Genomic DNA, 14,419 nt, shown 5'->3' on the forward strand with positions numbered 1-14,419 from the left:
TCAGGCCGGCGTGTTGGCGATGAAGCGCTGCAGCAGCGCCGTCATGGTGCGCACCTCGTCGGCCGAAAAGCCGGCCAGCTGCGCGTTCATCTCGCCGGCCACGAGCCCCGGCAGCGCGTCGGCCGCGTCGCGCCCGCGCCCGGTCAGCCCGATCTCGATCACGCGCCGGTCCGCCTCGCTGCGGTTGCGTTCGAGCAGCCCCTTGCGTTCGAGGCGGTCGAGCATGCGGGTCATCGAGCCGCTGTCGTAGGCGAGCCGGCGCGACAGTTCGAGCGGCGTGTGCGCCTCGCCGCGCGCGAGCAGCAGCATCACGCCGATCTGCTGCGCGGTCAGCCCGAGCGGCGCGAGCGCCTGGTCCATGCGCTCGACGAAAGCCTGCCGCGCGCGCGTCAGGTAATAACCGACGCTCGTTTCGAGGTCGCTGCTGCCGGTGTCGTAGGGGCCGTTCATCGCGCGGACGATCTGTCGTTTCCGAGGGAAAACCGCGCCAGTATCTTGAAAATTGCTTGCTTGGTCAATATTCATTAAGGCAAGCGTTTCGCGGTGGACGCGGCCCGCCGGCTTTCGGGGCCGTAAACGTCCGTAACCGGTCGCCCGATGCCAGTAACACATCGCGTCGCCGGCGCGCCTTACCCTTACGGCTGTCCCGTTCGTTTTTCCCGCGTTCGTCAGTTACCATTCCGGCCACGCCGCCCGCACTCGCGCCGGCGGCCGCATCGTTCGTCAGCCCGCGCGCGGGCGGCGCCCAGACAGGAATTCAGTCATGCAGCCAGTTCTTCCGTTGCGCGCACCGCAAGCGCTGCGCGTCGCCGTGTCCGCCGCCGTGGCGGCGCTCGTCGCCGGCTGCGCGGTCGGCCCCGACTACCATCGGCCCGACGTGGCGGTGCCGGCGGCCTACAAGGAAGCCCCCGACGGCTGGAAGGTCGCGCAGCCCGACGACCACGCCGACCGCGGCCAGTGGTGGACCATCTACCACGACCCGCAGCTCGACGACCTGGTCGCCAAGCTCAACGCCTCGAACCAGACCGTCGCGCAATCGGCGGCCGCCTACCGGCAGGCCCGCGCGCTCGTCGCGCAGGCGCGCGCCGCGTATTTCCCGACGCTCGGCGTGACCGCCGGCGGCACGCGCTCGTCGAGCCCGGGCGCCTCGAACTCGCAGTTCTCGACCGGCCGCTCGAACACCACGTCCTACAGCGCCGGGCTCGACGCGTCGTGGGAAGTGGACCTGTGGGGCGAGGTGAGCCGCAACGTCAGCTCGGAGCGCGCGAGCGAACAGGCCGCCGCGGCCGATCTCGCCAACGCGCGGCTGTCCGCGCAATCGACGCTCGCGCAGACCTACTTCCAGCTGCGCGCGGCCGATTCGGCGCAGAAGCTGCTCGACGAGACGGTGGCCTCGTTCCAGCGCTCGCTGCAGCTGACCCAGAACCAGTACGCGCAGGGCGTGGCCGCGCGTTCGGACGTGATCCAGGCGCAGACCCAGCTGCAATCGGCGCAGGCCTCGGCGATCGACAACGGCATCACGCGCGCGCAGTACGAGCACGCGATCGCGACGCTGATCGGCGTGCCGGCCTCGAGCTTCTCGCTGCCGCCGATGCCGCTCGCGGCCGAGCCGCCGGCGATGCCGGCCACGGTGCCGTCGGCGATCCTCGAGCGTCGCCCCGACGTGGCCGCCGCCGAGCGGCGCGCGGCCTCGGCCAACGAGCAGATCGGCGTGGCGATCGCGGCGTTCTTCCCGACCCTCACGCTGTCCGCCACGGGCGGCGTGCAGAGCTCGGCATGGTCGCAGCTGTTCTCGCTGCCGTCGCGGGTCTGGACGGTCGGCCCGCAGCTGGCCGCCACGCTGTTCGACGCCGGCTTGCGCGCCGCGCAGACCGACGCCGCGCGCGCGACCTACGACCAGAACGTCGCCTCGTATCGCGGCACGGTGCTGAGCGCGTTCCAGGACGTGGAGGACAATCTCGCCTCGCTGCGCATCCTCGATCAGGAAGTGGTGGTGCAGCGGCAGGCCGTCGATTCGGCCGAGCGCGCGCTCGACATCGTGACGAACCAGTACAAATCGGGCACGGTCGCCTACCTGAGCGTGCTGACCGCGCAGACCACGGCGTTTACGGCCGAGCAGAAGCTGGTGCAGATCGACGGGCAGCGGATGGTGTCGTCGGTGGGATTGGTGAAGGCGCTCGGCGGCGGCTGGGATGCCTCGCAGATGGCGCGCGAGACCGGCGACATCGAGGCGCCCGCGCCGGCCTCGGCACCGGCTGCCGCTTCGGTGCCGGCGGCCGTGTCGGCGCTGCCGGCGGCGGCCGCGCCGCTCGCGCAGCGCTGATCCCGCGGTACGGTCGGCTGCCGATCCGGCGGCCGACCTGGTGGTCGACGTCATGCGCCGCACGGCGCGCACCGGCATCGATCGGATCGGCGCGGCGCCGATCCCGCCGCGCGGACGAACCGCGCAGGCTCGACAGCTCAGAACGTCAGCGACACGAGGCCCGGCCCGATCGGGCGGCCGAGCAGGTTCAGCAGGCCGAGCAGGTTCTCGCGCTGCGCGTCGTCGGCGCGCGCGGTGCCGTTGAACGACGAGGTGCGGCCCGCGAACGTGCCGTGCCCCTGCAGGAACAGCGGCCCCTTCAGCGTCGACAGGTCGAGCGTCGCGTTCGCGCCCTGCGCCTGCCAGACCGCGCGATAGGATCCGAGCGGCTTGACGATCGAGATCCGCGAAGTCATGTCGGTGATGGTCAGCGTGAGCTGCCCGAACACGTCTTGGCCGAACAGGCGCCAGTCGCTCCAGCCGATCCGCACGTCGCCCTGCAGGTCGAGCGTGTTGAACGGCGTGCCGAGCCCGGCCAGCAGCGAGGCCGGCACCGCCATCGCGCCGGACGACACCAGCGCGCCGCGCAGCGTCGCATCGACGGTGATCGGGTCGGGCATCGCCTCGGTCTGGCGCATCGTCATCCGCACGTGGCCCGTGAACAGCGACCAGAACGAGGTCTGCCATTCGATCCGGCCCGGCAGCAGCGTCGAGGCGCTGCGGTCGTGCCCCGGCGCCAGCAGCAGCGTGGCCGAGCCGTGCCAGAGCGAGCCGTCGGCGTCGACCAGGTTGAGGTGGCCGCCGCTCGCGCGCGCGAACTGCGGCGTCACCCAGGCCGCCGGCAGCAGCGCGACGATCACCACGGCCACCGCCAGCACGCCCGTCACGACCCACGGCAGGGTCGCGCGCAATCGCATCCAGAACGTCATCGGCACTCCGCCCCGGGCCGCGCGGCGGCAGGCCCGGCGGTGATTCGCACGACGCCGCTCATTTGGCGCCCGCCGGCTGCATCACGGCGCTCAGGTCCACCTGGCCGTCGTCCTTCAGCGCGGTCGCGTGCAGCTCGCCGACCTGCACCTTGAACTGCTTGCGCACGTCGTCGAGCCACTGGGTCCAGACCGGGAACGACGCGTTCTTCAGCTGGACCTGCACGCCGCTGCCCACCACCTGCAGCTGCGCGGCCTGCAGCCCGTGATCGGACAACGAAGTGGTCAGCGCGTCGCGCAGCGCCACGCCGGTCGGCGCCACGCCCTGCGCGGCGGCGGCCAGCGAGCGCGCCTCGTTGGCCTGCTCGGTCATCTGCGCGAGTTGCAGCCGCATGCCCGGCAGCGCGGTGGCGATCTTCCCGCTGTTCTCCTGGGCGGGCGACCACAGCACCGAATAGAGCACCACCAGCACGAGGATCGCGCCGCCCCAGCCGAGCAGCAGCTTCTCGCGCGGGTTGCGCTCGTCCCAGAACTGCGCCAGCGTTTCGTTCAACTCCGACTTCATGATCCGCTCCGGATGGTCCATTTGCCCGTGCTGCTGTCGATCGCGCCGGTCAGGCCGTTGCGCGCGAGGCGCGTGCCGAAATCGGCGTCGACCTTGACCTGCGGCTTGAAGCCGACGTCGAGCCGGCGGTCGTGGTAGTCGAGCGAGGCGATGCCGTTGGCGGGCAGCGGCCCGAGCGAGCGCGCCACGCCGCTGGCCAGCGCGAGGAAATCGTTCGGCGAAAGCTCGCCCGCCGCGATCCGCAGCTGGTCGATCTGGCGCGTCATCTGCTCGGGCGGATCGAGCACCGTGGTGGTCTTCGGGAACGCCGTCAGCAGCGTTTCGGTGATCTGCGCGGAGATCGCGTCGCGCTCGCGCGCGAGCCGCCACCAGTGCAGGTTCACGCCGATCACCGCCACCACCAGGGTGGCCGCCACCAGCGCGGCCGGCAGCTTCAGGCGCGTGAGCGTGGCACGGTCGAAGCGCCACGGCACCACTTCGAAATCGAACTGGCAGAGGTTGAAGCGCGTCTCCAGCGCGCGCCGCGCGAACGCGTCGAACGGCAGCGGCGTGGTGCCGGGGATCGCGTCGGGGTCGGCCTGCGGCGTGATCGAGGCGAGCTGCGGCTCCGCGCCGGGCACGCCGAGCGTGTAGAGCTCGAACGGCGCACCCGCGGTCAGCGCCGCCAGCGTCGAGCCGGCCGAGGCGGCCGGCGCGGTCAGCCCTTCGCCGAGCGCACCGCGCGCGATCGCGAGTTCGACGCGCGGCGCGGTGGCCAGCGCGATCTCGCCGTCGAGCGGCACCGCGTCGATGCGCGCCATGACCGCGGCGATGATCGGCGTGCGCGCCGGCTGCAGGCCGTCGGCGGGCGGCTCGGCCGGCGAGATCACCGCGGCTTCGGTGACGGCCTCCACCGCGCCGGGCTCGCCCGCCTCGCCAATCGGCAGCGGTGCGGGCTCGACCATGTCGGCCGCCAGCGCGAGCTCGGCCGGCACCGGCAGGCAGCGCGTGGCCGGCACCGCGCGGATCGCGCGATGGCCGGCCGCCTTGAACGCCTCCACCACGAAGCGGAACCACTCGCGGTCGATCACCGCCAGCACGCGCCGGCCGTCCGGCAGCGCGACCGGATCGACGGCGATGTGGCAGGTCTGCGGATCCTGGATCAGGTAGTCCTCGACGATGTTCGGCAGCGCCTGGCGCAGCTTCGGCCCCTTCACGGCGGGCACCGTGGCGGCCAGCAGCAGCAGGTCGCGCGCGGCGACGACGAGCACCGTCGAGGCCGCCTGCGGCAGCGTCGCGAGCGAGCTGCGGCCGGCGCGCTGCGGATGGCCGCTCTTGTCGAGCAGCGCGAACGACAGCTCGGGCCACTGCCATTCGGGCAGCGGCACGGCGGGTTCGCGCGGCGGCAGTACAACGATCAACGTGCTCAAGAGCTCCTCTCCCGAATGGCGTTGTTATAGCTGATCGGCAACCCGGACGATACGCGTGGTATGCGTCGTCGGATCACGATACACGAGCGACGTGCGGTCGATTTCCGCGCGCCCGTGCTGGATATGGCCGTGGACGATGAAATAGCTGGTCGTCACGTCGATCTGGGTCGGATCGAGCATCACGTTCGGCACGCCGGTGGCCTGCATCGCGAGCTGCGCGTCGCCGACGTTGCGGAAGAACGCCGTGTCGCGATGCGCGACGATGGTCTGCGCCGACGACACCGACAGGCCCGGCATCAGCGCGGCGATCACCTCGGGGCGCGCGGTGTTGAGGTTGACCGGCGTGACGGTGGGCAGCACGGTCGCGAACGGGCGCAGCGTCTCGATGATCTCGGGCGTCACGCCGTTCACGTCGAGCAGCGAATCGAGGCTGCTCGGCACCAGCGGCGCGGCGCCCGAGCTCGCGTCGGTGTCGTCGCCGTCGTCGAAGCCGGGGTCGCCGCGGCCGGTGTTGCCGCCGCTGTCGCCCTGCGGGATCGGCACGCTGCCGGAGCCGGGCACGGTGGCGGTCTGGAAGCGGGTGGCCGAGTTGCGCAGGCCGGCGCGGATCTGCCGCGCGATGCGCAGCGCGAGCTGCGAGTCGATGCCGAGCGACACCAGCAGCCGCTTGAAGGTGGCGACCTGGCTGGCGCTGATCTGCAGCACGCCCGGCGCCGGCGTCGACACCAGGTTGCGCAGGTTGTACTTGGCCTGCGCGTCCTCGATGTCGCCTGACAGGTAGGTGTCGTCGTCGCCCGAGGTGTCGGTCACGCCGATCCGGCCGAGGAAGTCGGACAGTTTCGTCTTCGCGATCGGCACCGCCCAGATGCCGCCGAGATAGGTGATGCCGGGCGCCGTGTCGCCCTCGGAGCGCAGGATCATGCGGGTCCAGTCGAGCGCGCCGCGCGCGATCCACTGCGCCTGCATCAGCAGCCGCTGGTTCTCGATGCGGCGGATCTGGATCTGCTGGCGCCAGAGCATGCCCGACACCAGGATCGCGGTCAGCGCCACCACCAGCAGCGCGCTGATGATCGCCACGCCGCGCTGGCGCGCCGGCGCTGGCTGCACCCGCGGGCCGCGGCCGGCGCGACGCGGATCACGGAAGGAAAGATCACGGAAGGGGAAGCGCGCGCGCATCGTCATTCCCCGACCATGAATATGCGCTTGACCGGCACGCGCAGCGAGGTCGCGCCGATGCCGACCTCGAGGCCCGTCACCGAGCGCTCGGGCGGCGCGCTGCCCACCACCGGCTGCTTGAGCGCCTGGTTGTGCTTGGCGAGCGCGTCGTCGGCGGTGGGCATGTTGATGGTCCAGCCGATCTTCGGCACGTAGATGCGCGCGGTGATCAGGCCCACCCCGCGCATCAGCGGCACGGCGTTCCAGCCGTCGACGCTGCTGTCGCCGAGCGTGCTGCGCAACACGCGGACGTCGGAGATCAGCGGCGAGGCGTAGCGCACCACGCGGCCGCCGGCAATCAGATAGCGCACCACCTGGATGCGCGGCGGGCCGCCCGGCGTGTCGAAGCCGCGCACGATCTGCAGCGTGTTGCCGACCACGCGCACGGGCGGCTGGCCGGCTTCGTCGTCGGTCACGGCGCGGCGCGCGTCGATGCGCATCTGGTCGAACATCTGCGCGAAGGTGCGCTCGTCCTCCATCACGGCGGCCACCCGGTCGCGGCCGCGGATCACCTGGTCGAGCCCGCGCCACGACAGCAGCGCGAGCACGGCGAGGATCGTGATCGCGATCAGCATCTCGATCAGCGTGAAGCCGCGATCGGCGCGCGCGGCGCGGCGCTCAGAGCGAGCGGTTGGTTTCATTCGCGACCACCGTGACCATCTGGGCGAGCACGCTGGCTTCGCCCGTCTTGCGTACCGCGACTTCAACGCGGCGGAATGTCGGATTCGGCGTGCTGCTGACGCGCTCGGTGCAGGTCAGCGCGACGTTGCCCTGCGAGCAGTCGAACTGCTGTTCGCCGACGTCGGGCCACGCGTGCACGAGCCGCAGCTGGCCGAGCGCGTTGTCGGCGCTCCAGCTCGCGAGCAGGCGGTCGTTGAGCGCGCCCGAGTTGCTGGCGAGCGTGCCGACCGCGCGGATCGAGGCGGCCAGCGCGACCGCGATGATCGCCAGCGCGATCAGCACCTCGATCATCGTGAAGCCATGCGCGGCGGCCCGGGGGGCGCGGCGCGCGAAGGTGAGCGGCACGGCCATCGTCAGCGCACCTCGTAGCGGCCGTTGCCGGTGCCGACGATCGTCGCGCTGCCGATCTCGGAATAGAGCGTGATGCGCACCGGCACGTCGACCGGTTCGGTGCCGAATATGATCCGCTTCACCGGCGTGTCGGAGCCGGGGTAGTCGATCGACGCGCCGGTCACGCCGCCGTCCCAGTGGCGCGGGCGATAGAGGTCGTCGCGCAGCGTGCGCCAGCCGTCCTCGCCGCGGATGTCGAAACGAAAGCCCTGGTCGGTCGGCTGCCAGGCGATCGGCCGCGCGCGCACCTGCGCCTCGTCGCCGGCGCTCTCGAGCAGCAGCGCCACGCGCTGCGCCTCTTCACGCAGGTCGGTGCGCGGGTTGCGGTGCATCGTCAGGGTCGCCGCCGAAACGAGGATCCCCGCGATCACGAGCACCACCAGCATCTCGAGCAGCGTGAAGCCGCGCATCCGCGAGGGCGGATGACGCGGCGCGGTGGTGCCGGGGGTTCGCATGACGGATGGGCGGCGCGCGGACGATCGGAGGCGGCGGGGCGAACGCCTATTGCCAGGAGCCGATGTCGGCGTCGTTGTTCTCGCCGCCTTCCTTCGCGTCGGCGCCGTAGCTGAACACGTCGATCTCGCCGTGTACGCCCGGGTTCAGGTACTTGTACGGGTTGCCCCACGGATCGTTCGGCAGGCGTTCGAGATAGCCGCCGTCCTTCCAGTTGTTCGGCACCGGGTCCACCGTGGGCTTCGCGATCAGCGCCTGCAGGCCCTGCTCCTGGGTCGGGTAGCGGCCGTTGTCGAGGCGGTACAGCTTCAGCGCCTGCATCACGGTGCCGATGTCCTGCTTGGCCGCGACGCGGCGCGCTTCATCGGGGCGGCTCATGATCTTCGGCACGATCAGCGCCGCGAGAATGCCGAGAATCGCGATCACGACCATGATTTCGATCAGCGTGAAACCGCGTTGGCGGCGCGCGACCGGCGTGCGTCGATTGATCCACGTTTGCATGAGTGAAACCTCTCTTTCAAAAACCATCGATAACGTTGACGAGGCCCGGCGGACACGCTGGCCCGCCCGGCGAAGCCGCATTGTAAGACGGGCCTCGCCGAGGGCATTCACTCAACGCAAATTTCATAATCATCCGTACAATAGCCCGCATGAACGCGCTCTCGATCCGGATCCTTTCCCTTGCCCTCTTCGCGGCCTTGTGCGCGACGGCCACCTACTGGGCCATCACGCTGTCCGCGCATCAGGCCCCGCTGCCGGCCGCCGCCGTGCGCGCACCGCTGCGCACCGAGGACGCCGCCGCGCTGTTCGGCGGGCAGCTCACGCACAACCCGGTGGAGGACGTCCACCTGTTCGGCATCCTCGCGCTGCGCCAGGGCGCCGCCGCGATCGTCGGCGTCGGTGGCAATCCCACCCGCACCATCACGATCGGCGACCAGATCGCGCAGGGCACGAAGCTCGCCGAGGTCCGCGCCCGCTCGATCGTCATCGACCGCAACGGCGCGCATACCGAAATCTTCCTTCCCGCCAACACGCCGGGCCCCGCGATCTACGTCCGCTGAAGCGGGTCGCGCCGCGCGGGACTTCCCGTCTGCGGGACTTCCCATCCGTTTCGCCGCCGTTGCCACGGGCCGCCTTCGGGCGGCCCGTTCGCATTGCGCGGCGCTTACTGCACCATGTTGTTCAGCTCGATGATCGGCAGCATCACCGCCAGCACGATCACCAGCACGATGCCGCCCATCGCGAGGATCAACAGCGGTTCGAGCAGGCTCGTCATGAACATGGTGCGCCGCTCCAGCTCGCGCGCCTCGCCCTCGGCCGCGCGGTCGAGCATGGTGGTCACGTCGCCGGTGGCCTCGCCCGACCGGATCAGGTGGACCAGCACGGGCGGGAACGACTTGACGTGATTGAGCGCGCGCGACAGCGAGGTGCCTTCGCGCACGCGCACGATCGCGTCGTCGATGTTCACGCTCATGGCGCGGTTCGACAGCGTCTCGCCGGCTGCCTGCAGCGCGCGCAGGATCGGCACGCCGGCCGCGGTCAGGATCGCCAGCGTGCTGGCGAAGCGCACCGTGTTGTAGCCGCGCACCAGCTTGCCGGCGAGCGGCGCGCCGAGCAGCCAGCGGTCGAACGCGAGCCGTGGGCCGGGACGCGACAGCGTCGCCTTGACGAGCCAGGCGCCGAGCGCCACGCCCAGCAGGATCGCCCACCACCAGTGCCGCACGAACGCCGACAGCGCCATCATCACGATGGTCAGGAACGGCAGCTGTTGCTTGGTGCTCGCGAACACGTTGACGACCTGCGGCACCACGTAGCTGAGCAGGAACGTGACGATGCCGAGCGCGATCAGCGTGACGATGCCGGGGTAGGTGAACGCCAGCACGATCTTCTGCTTCAGTGCGTTGCGCTGCTCGATGTAGTCGGCCAGGCGCGACAGCACGATGCCGAGCTTGCCGGTGTGCTCGCCCGCGGCCACCAGCGCGCGATAGATCTCGGGGAAGTCGCGCGGATGCTCGGCCAGCGCGCTCGCCAGCGAATGGCCGCCGAGCACCTCGGCACGGATCGCCGCCATCAGTTCGCGGATGTAGTCGCGCTCGGACTGCTCGGTCAGCACCGCGAGCGCCTCGCCGAGCGGCAGCCCGGCCGTCAGCAGGCTCGCCAGCTGGCGCGTGAGGATCGCCTGCTCGCGCTGCGAGAGCTTGCGGCCGATCGACAGGCGCTGCTTGCGCTCGCCGCGCGAACGATGCGCGGCCGGCTCGACCACCAGCGGCGTGAGCCCCTGGCCGCGCAGCTGGCCGCGCGCGGCGCGCGCGCTGTCGGCCTCGATCACGCCTTTCTGGGCGCGGCCGCCTGCGTCGATCGCTTCGAAACGGAATGCCGGCATCGCGCTATGCGCCTCCCGTCACGCGCAGCACTTCCTCGAGCGAGGTGTTGCCGGCCGCGAGCCAGCGCTCGGCGTCGTCGCGCAGCGTGCGCATACCGTTCTCGCGGCCCGCGCGCAGGATTTCCGAGTCGGGCGCGTTGTTGTGGATCTGCGTGCGGATCGCGTCGTCCACCACCAGCAGCTCGTACACGCCGCGCCGGCCCGTATAGCCGGAATGGCCGCACTTCTCGCAGCCGACCGGGTGGTAGATGGTGCGTCCTTCTTCCTCGCGTGGTGCCTTGCAGACGGGGCACAGCTGGCGCACCAGCCGCTGCGCGAGCACGCCGAGCAGCGACGAGGCGAGCAGGTACGGCTCCACGCCCATGTCGGTCAGACGCGTGACGGCCGAGGCCGCGTCGTTCGTGTGCAGCGTGGCCAGCACCAGGTGGCCCGTCAGCGAGGCCTGCACGGCGATCTGCGCGGTCTCGAGGTCGCGGATTTCGCCGATCATGATCACGTCCGGATCCTGGCGCAGGATCGAGCGCAGCGCGCGCGCGAAGCTCATGCCGATCTTCTCGTTGACCTGGGTCTGGCCGATGCCGGACAGGTCGTATTCGATCGGATCCTCGACCGTCATGATGTTGGTGGTCGCGGTCTCGAGCCGCGACATCGACGCGTACAGCGTGGTGGTCTTGCCCGAACCGGTCGGGCCCGTGACCAGCACGATGCCGTGCGGGCGCGCGATCAGCTTGTCGAACTGCACCAGCGTGTCGCGCCCCATGCCGAGCGCCTCGAGGTTCAGGCGCTGCGCATCCTTTTCCAGCAGACGCAGCACCGCGCGCTCGCCGTGCCCGGTCGGCAGCGTCGAGACGCGCACGTCCACCGGCCGGCCGCCGACGCGCAGCGTGATGCGGCCGTCCTGCGGCAGGCGTTTCTCGGCGATGTCGAGCTGCGCCATGATCTTGATCCGCGAGATCAGCGCGCCGTGCAGCGCCTTCTTCGGGCGCACCACGTCGCGCAGCGTGCCGTCCACGCGGAAGCGCACCACCGAGGCGTTCTCGAACGGCTCGATGTGGATGTCCGAGGCCTGTTCGCGCGCGGCCTGCGTCAGCAGCGCGTTGATCATGCGGATGATCGGCGCGTCGTCTTCCGATTCGAGCAGGTCCTCGACCTCGGGGATGTCCTGCATCAGCCGCGACAGGTCCACCTCGCCCTCGACCTCGCCGACCACCTGCGCGGCGCTGCCGTCCTGGCGCGCATAGGCGGTGTTGATGGCCTGCGCCAGTTCGTCGGCGGGCAGCCGGCGCGCCGTCAGCGCGCCGAAATTGCGCGCCACCTCGGCGAGCGCCGCGTCGGTGGTGCGCTCGCTGATCCAGACTTCGAGCGCGTCGCCTTCCTGCTGCGCGATCAGGATCTGGCCGGCCCGCGCGAAGCCATACGGCAGCAGCCGCGCGGCCACCGCGGACGGTGCCGCCGGCTCGCCCGGCGCGGCGCTGGCGAGCTCGCTCACGGCTGCGCTCCCGGCGACGTGAGGCCCGGCGTGGGCACCGGCGTCGTCACGGCCGGCGCCGGCGACGGGGTCGGCGCGACCACCGCGGGCGCGGGCTGGGTGCCGGCCGGCGCGTTCGCCGGGGCGTTGGCCGGCGCCTGCGGATAGCCGGGCGTGCGCGTCATGCGCGTCAGGTCGAACAGGTTCGCGGCCGGCGCGACGCCTTCGCTCGGGCCGAGCGGCATCGGCGGCGCGACCGGATCGTCCTTGTCGCGGATCAGGTTGTTGTCCGAGCGGTACGCGCCCTGCACGCCCTGGATGTAGTCGTAGCGATTTTCCGTGACGGCCTGCGTGGTGGCGTGGTCGGTCAGGATCACCGGACGCAGGAACACCATCAGGTTGGTCTTCTGGCGCTGCTTGCCTTCCGAGCGGAACAGCTGGCCGATCCAGGGGATGTCACCGAGCAGCGGCACCTTGTTGTTGCCGATCTGGTAGTTGTCCTGCATCAGGCCGCCGAGCACGATGATCTCGCCGTTGTCGCAGAGCACGGTCGACTGGATCGAGCGCTTGCTGAAGGTCGGCACGCCGACCGTGGTCGACGACGTGGTGGTCGGCACCACGGCCGAATCCTCGGTATAGATCTGCAGCTTGAGGATCCCGCCTTCGGTGATCTGCGGCTTGACGTGCAGCGTGAGGCCCACGTCCTGGCGGTCGAACGTGTTGAACGCGTTGCTCGAGGTGCCGCTCGTCAGGTTCGAATACGAACCGGTGGCGATCGGCACGTTCTGGCCCACCACGATCTTCGCTTCCTCGTTGTCGAGCGTGACGAGGTTCGGGGTGGACAGCACGTTCGCGTCGCTGGAGCCCGAGAACGCCTGCAGCAGGGCGCCCAGGCCCGTGATGCCGAACATGTTCTTGAGCCAGCCGATGTTGAGGCCCGGCGTCAGCGAGGCCGCCGCCGCGGCCGCGCCGTTGACGCCGCCGGTCGAGCCGGTGGCCGCCGCGGCCGTCAGCCCGGTGATGGTGTTGCCGAGGCCCGAGACGTTGGTGCCGAGCGAGCTGCCCGCGTACAGCGCGTTGTTGGCGACCTGCCACTGGATGCCGAGGTTCGCCGAGGTGGTCGAGTTCAGTTCGACGATCAGCGCCTCGATGTAGACCTGCGCGCGCCGTTCGTCGAGCTGGTCGACCACCGCGCGCAGGTTCCGGTAGACCGGGTCCGAGGCGGTGATGATCAGCGAGTTGGTGGCCGCGTCGGCCTGGATCATGCCGCCGGGCTGGTTGTCGTCGCTCTTGTCCTTGTCGCTGCTGAGGAAGCCGTCGTTCTTGCCGCCGCTGCCGCTGCCGTAGCCGGTGCTCGACCCCGAGCCCGACGACGACAGCGACGACGAACCCGACGGCAGCGGCGCGGTGCCGGACGTGCCGGTCGAGAAGCTGCTGCCGCCCGAGTTGCCTTGGTTGAACGAGTTGGCGTCGTTCGAGGAGGCCGAGCTGCTGCCGCTGTCGCCCTTGCCCATCATGCCGCGCAGCGTCTTCGCGAGCTTCACCGCGTCGGCGTTGCGCAGCCGGATCACGTGCATGTTGCCGGGCGTGGCGCTCGGCGCGTCGAGCTGCGCGAGCAGGTGCCGCGCCGAGGCGAGGCGCGAGCCGTTCGAGGCGCGCAGCAGGATCGAGTTGGTGCGCGGGTCGGCGCTCACGTTGACCTTCAGCGTCGCGTCGGTGTTGCCGATCGCGCCCGGGTCGAGCAGCTTGCCGAGCTGGCTCGCGATGTCGATCGCGTTGGCGTTCTTGAGCGGCACCACCACCACCTGGGTGCCGGCCGCGTTATCGATGCCGGCGATGATCTGCGCGATACGCCGCACGTTGTCGGCGTAATCGGTCACCACCAGCGTGTTGTTGGCCGGGTAGGCCGTCACGGTGTTGTTCGGCGAGATCAGCGGACGCAGCACCGGCAGCAGGTTGTTGGCCGATTCGTTGTGCAGCTCGAACACCTGCGTGACGACCTGGTCGCCGTTGGCGCGCGGCGTGTTGCCGACGAAGGTCGGCACGCCCTGCAGCTTCGCGTCGGCCTCGGGCACCACCTTGAGGACGCCGTGATCCTGCAGCAGCGAGAAGCCCTGCATGCGCAGCGCCGACTGCAGGGTCTTGAGCGCCTGCTCCTCGGGCACCGAGTGCTCGGAGACGAGGTTCAGCTGGCCCTTCACGCGCGGATCGACAATGATCGTCTTGCCCGTCGCGGCGCCGATCGCCCTCGCGACCTGGTCGATGTCGGCATTGACGAAGTTGAGCGTCACCTGGGCGTGCGCGGCCTGCGAGGCGACGATTCCGGCGACGACGAGCGCCTTGGCGGCGCGCCGCATAGCAAAACGAATGGTTGTCATGAGGTGGGTGATCGATGCCGGGGTATGGCCGTATCCGACGGTAGAGCGTGATGACATTGAGCGAAAAACGGACATTAGCAGCTTTTCGTGTCCGAAATATCACATCGGACCGAGAGCTTTCTCACTTTTTCGAGCCGCGCGCGCCATTCCCGAACCCGGCCGATGTCCGCGACGTTTGATTCGGAAAGACTTTGCAAGAAATCGGAATAAAAAGTCAGAAAGCACCGCCGTCCGGGGCGCCGCCCGCGC

General features: G+C 70.4%; 14 protein-coding genes. 2 read left to right on the forward strand and 12 right to left on the reverse strand.

Annotation, left to right across the window (positions count from 1 at the left end):
- Entirely contained in the window at positions 1–450 is a 450-nt protein-coding gene (locus tag BpN12_RS14640; RefSeq protein WP_246796320.1) for a MarR family winged helix-turn-helix transcriptional regulator, read from the reverse strand.
- Positions 451–763: 313 nt separating this feature from the next.
- Between BpN12_RS14640 and BpN12_RS14645 the strand changes: the two genes are divergently transcribed.
- Complete coding sequence (locus BpN12_RS14645; RefSeq protein WP_246796321.1) at positions 764–2,323, forward strand: efflux transporter outer membrane subunit; 1,560 nt, start codon at positions 764–766, stop codon at positions 2,321–2,323.
- Positions 2,324–2,460: 137 nt separating this feature from the next.
- Here BpN12_RS14645 and BpN12_RS14650 read toward each other — a convergent pair whose 3' ends face one another.
- From BpN12_RS14650 to gspG, 8 genes are read right to left on the reverse strand one after another with little or no spacing between them, the layout of a single operon-like run.
- On the reverse strand, positions 2,461–3,237 hold the full coding sequence (locus BpN12_RS14650; protein ID WP_246796322.1) for a type II secretion system protein N: 777 nt from the start codon (positions 3,235–3,237) through the stop codon (positions 2,461–2,463).
- A 52-nt stretch (positions 3,238–3,289) separates the two neighbouring features.
- Positions 3,290–3,793, reverse strand: coding sequence for a type II secretion system protein GspM (gene gspM, locus BpN12_RS14655; protein WP_246796323.1), 504 nt, complete (start codon positions 3,791–3,793; stop codon positions 3,290–3,292).
- Positions 3,790–5,202 carry a type II secretion system protein GspL gene (gene gspL, locus BpN12_RS14660; protein WP_246796324.1) on the reverse strand — a complete coding sequence of 471 codons (1,413 nt, stop codon included), beginning with the start codon at positions 5,200–5,202 and terminating at the stop codon, positions 3,790–3,792. Before gspL ends, gspM begins: the two co-directional genes overlap by 4 nt.
- A gap of 24 nt (positions 5,203–5,226) precedes the next feature.
- Positions 5,227–6,378: a type II secretion system minor pseudopilin GspK gene (gene gspK, locus BpN12_RS14665; RefSeq protein WP_246796325.1), complete on the reverse strand. Its 1,152-nt coding sequence runs from the start codon at positions 6,376–6,378 to the stop codon at positions 5,227–5,229.
- A 2-nt stretch (positions 6,379–6,380) separates the two neighbouring features.
- The gene (locus BpN12_RS14670) at positions 6,381–7,058 is read right to left on the reverse strand and encodes a PulJ/GspJ family protein (RefSeq protein WP_246796326.1); all 678 of its coding nucleotides are present in this window, start codon (positions 7,056–7,058) and stop codon (positions 6,381–6,383) included.
- Positions 7,036–7,455: a type II secretion system minor pseudopilin GspI gene (gene gspI, locus BpN12_RS14675; protein ID WP_425306364.1), complete on the reverse strand. Its 420-nt coding sequence runs from the start codon at positions 7,453–7,455 to the stop codon at positions 7,036–7,038. The genes BpN12_RS14670 and gspI overlap by 23 nt, the downstream gene beginning before the upstream one ends.
- Entirely contained in the window at positions 7,452–7,943 is a 492-nt protein-coding gene (locus BpN12_RS14680; RefSeq protein WP_246796328.1) for a GspH/FimT family pseudopilin, read from the reverse strand. The genes gspI and BpN12_RS14680 overlap by 4 nt, the downstream gene beginning before the upstream one ends.
- Positions 7,944–7,989: 46 nt before the next feature.
- Positions 7,990–8,442, reverse strand: a complete 453-nt coding sequence (gene gspG, locus BpN12_RS14685) for a type II secretion system major pseudopilin GspG (RefSeq protein WP_042623457.1) — start codon at positions 8,440–8,442, stop codon at positions 7,990–7,992.
- Positions 8,443–8,591: 149 nt separating this feature from the next.
- On the opposite strand from gspG, the gene BpN12_RS14690 reads away from it, so the two are divergent.
- The gene (locus BpN12_RS14690; RefSeq protein ID WP_246796329.1) at positions 8,592–9,002 is read left to right on the forward strand and encodes a type II secretion system protein N; all 411 of its coding nucleotides are present in this window, start codon (positions 8,592–8,594) and stop codon (positions 9,000–9,002) included.
- Between the two features lie 104 nt (positions 9,003–9,106).
- Here the strand turns inward: BpN12_RS14690 and gspF are convergent, their stop codons facing one another.
- From gspF to gspD, 3 genes are read right to left on the reverse strand one after another with little or no spacing between them, the layout of a single operon-like run.
- Positions 9,107–10,324 carry a type II secretion system inner membrane protein GspF gene (gene gspF, locus BpN12_RS14695; RefSeq protein ID WP_055137824.1) on the reverse strand — a complete coding sequence of 406 codons (1,218 nt, stop codon included), beginning with the start codon at positions 10,322–10,324 and terminating at the stop codon, positions 9,107–9,109.
- Between the two features lie 4 nt (positions 10,325–10,328).
- A complete protein-coding gene (gene gspE, locus BpN12_RS14700; RefSeq protein ID WP_246796330.1) occupies positions 10,329–11,813 on the reverse strand; it encodes a type II secretion system ATPase GspE in 1,485 nt (494 codons plus the stop codon).
- Positions 11,810–14,170: a type II secretion system secretin GspD gene (gspD, locus tag BpN12_RS14705; RefSeq protein WP_246796331.1), complete on the reverse strand. Its 2,361-nt coding sequence runs from the start codon at positions 14,168–14,170 to the stop codon at positions 11,810–11,812. The genes gspE and gspD overlap by 4 nt, the downstream gene beginning before the upstream one ends.
- Positions 14,171–14,419 lie beyond the last annotated feature (249 nt).

The sequence above is a fragment of the Burkholderia perseverans genome (assembly GCF_022870505.1).
Lineage (GTDB): Bacteria > Pseudomonadota > Gammaproteobacteria > Burkholderiales > Burkholderiaceae > Burkholderia > Burkholderia plantarii.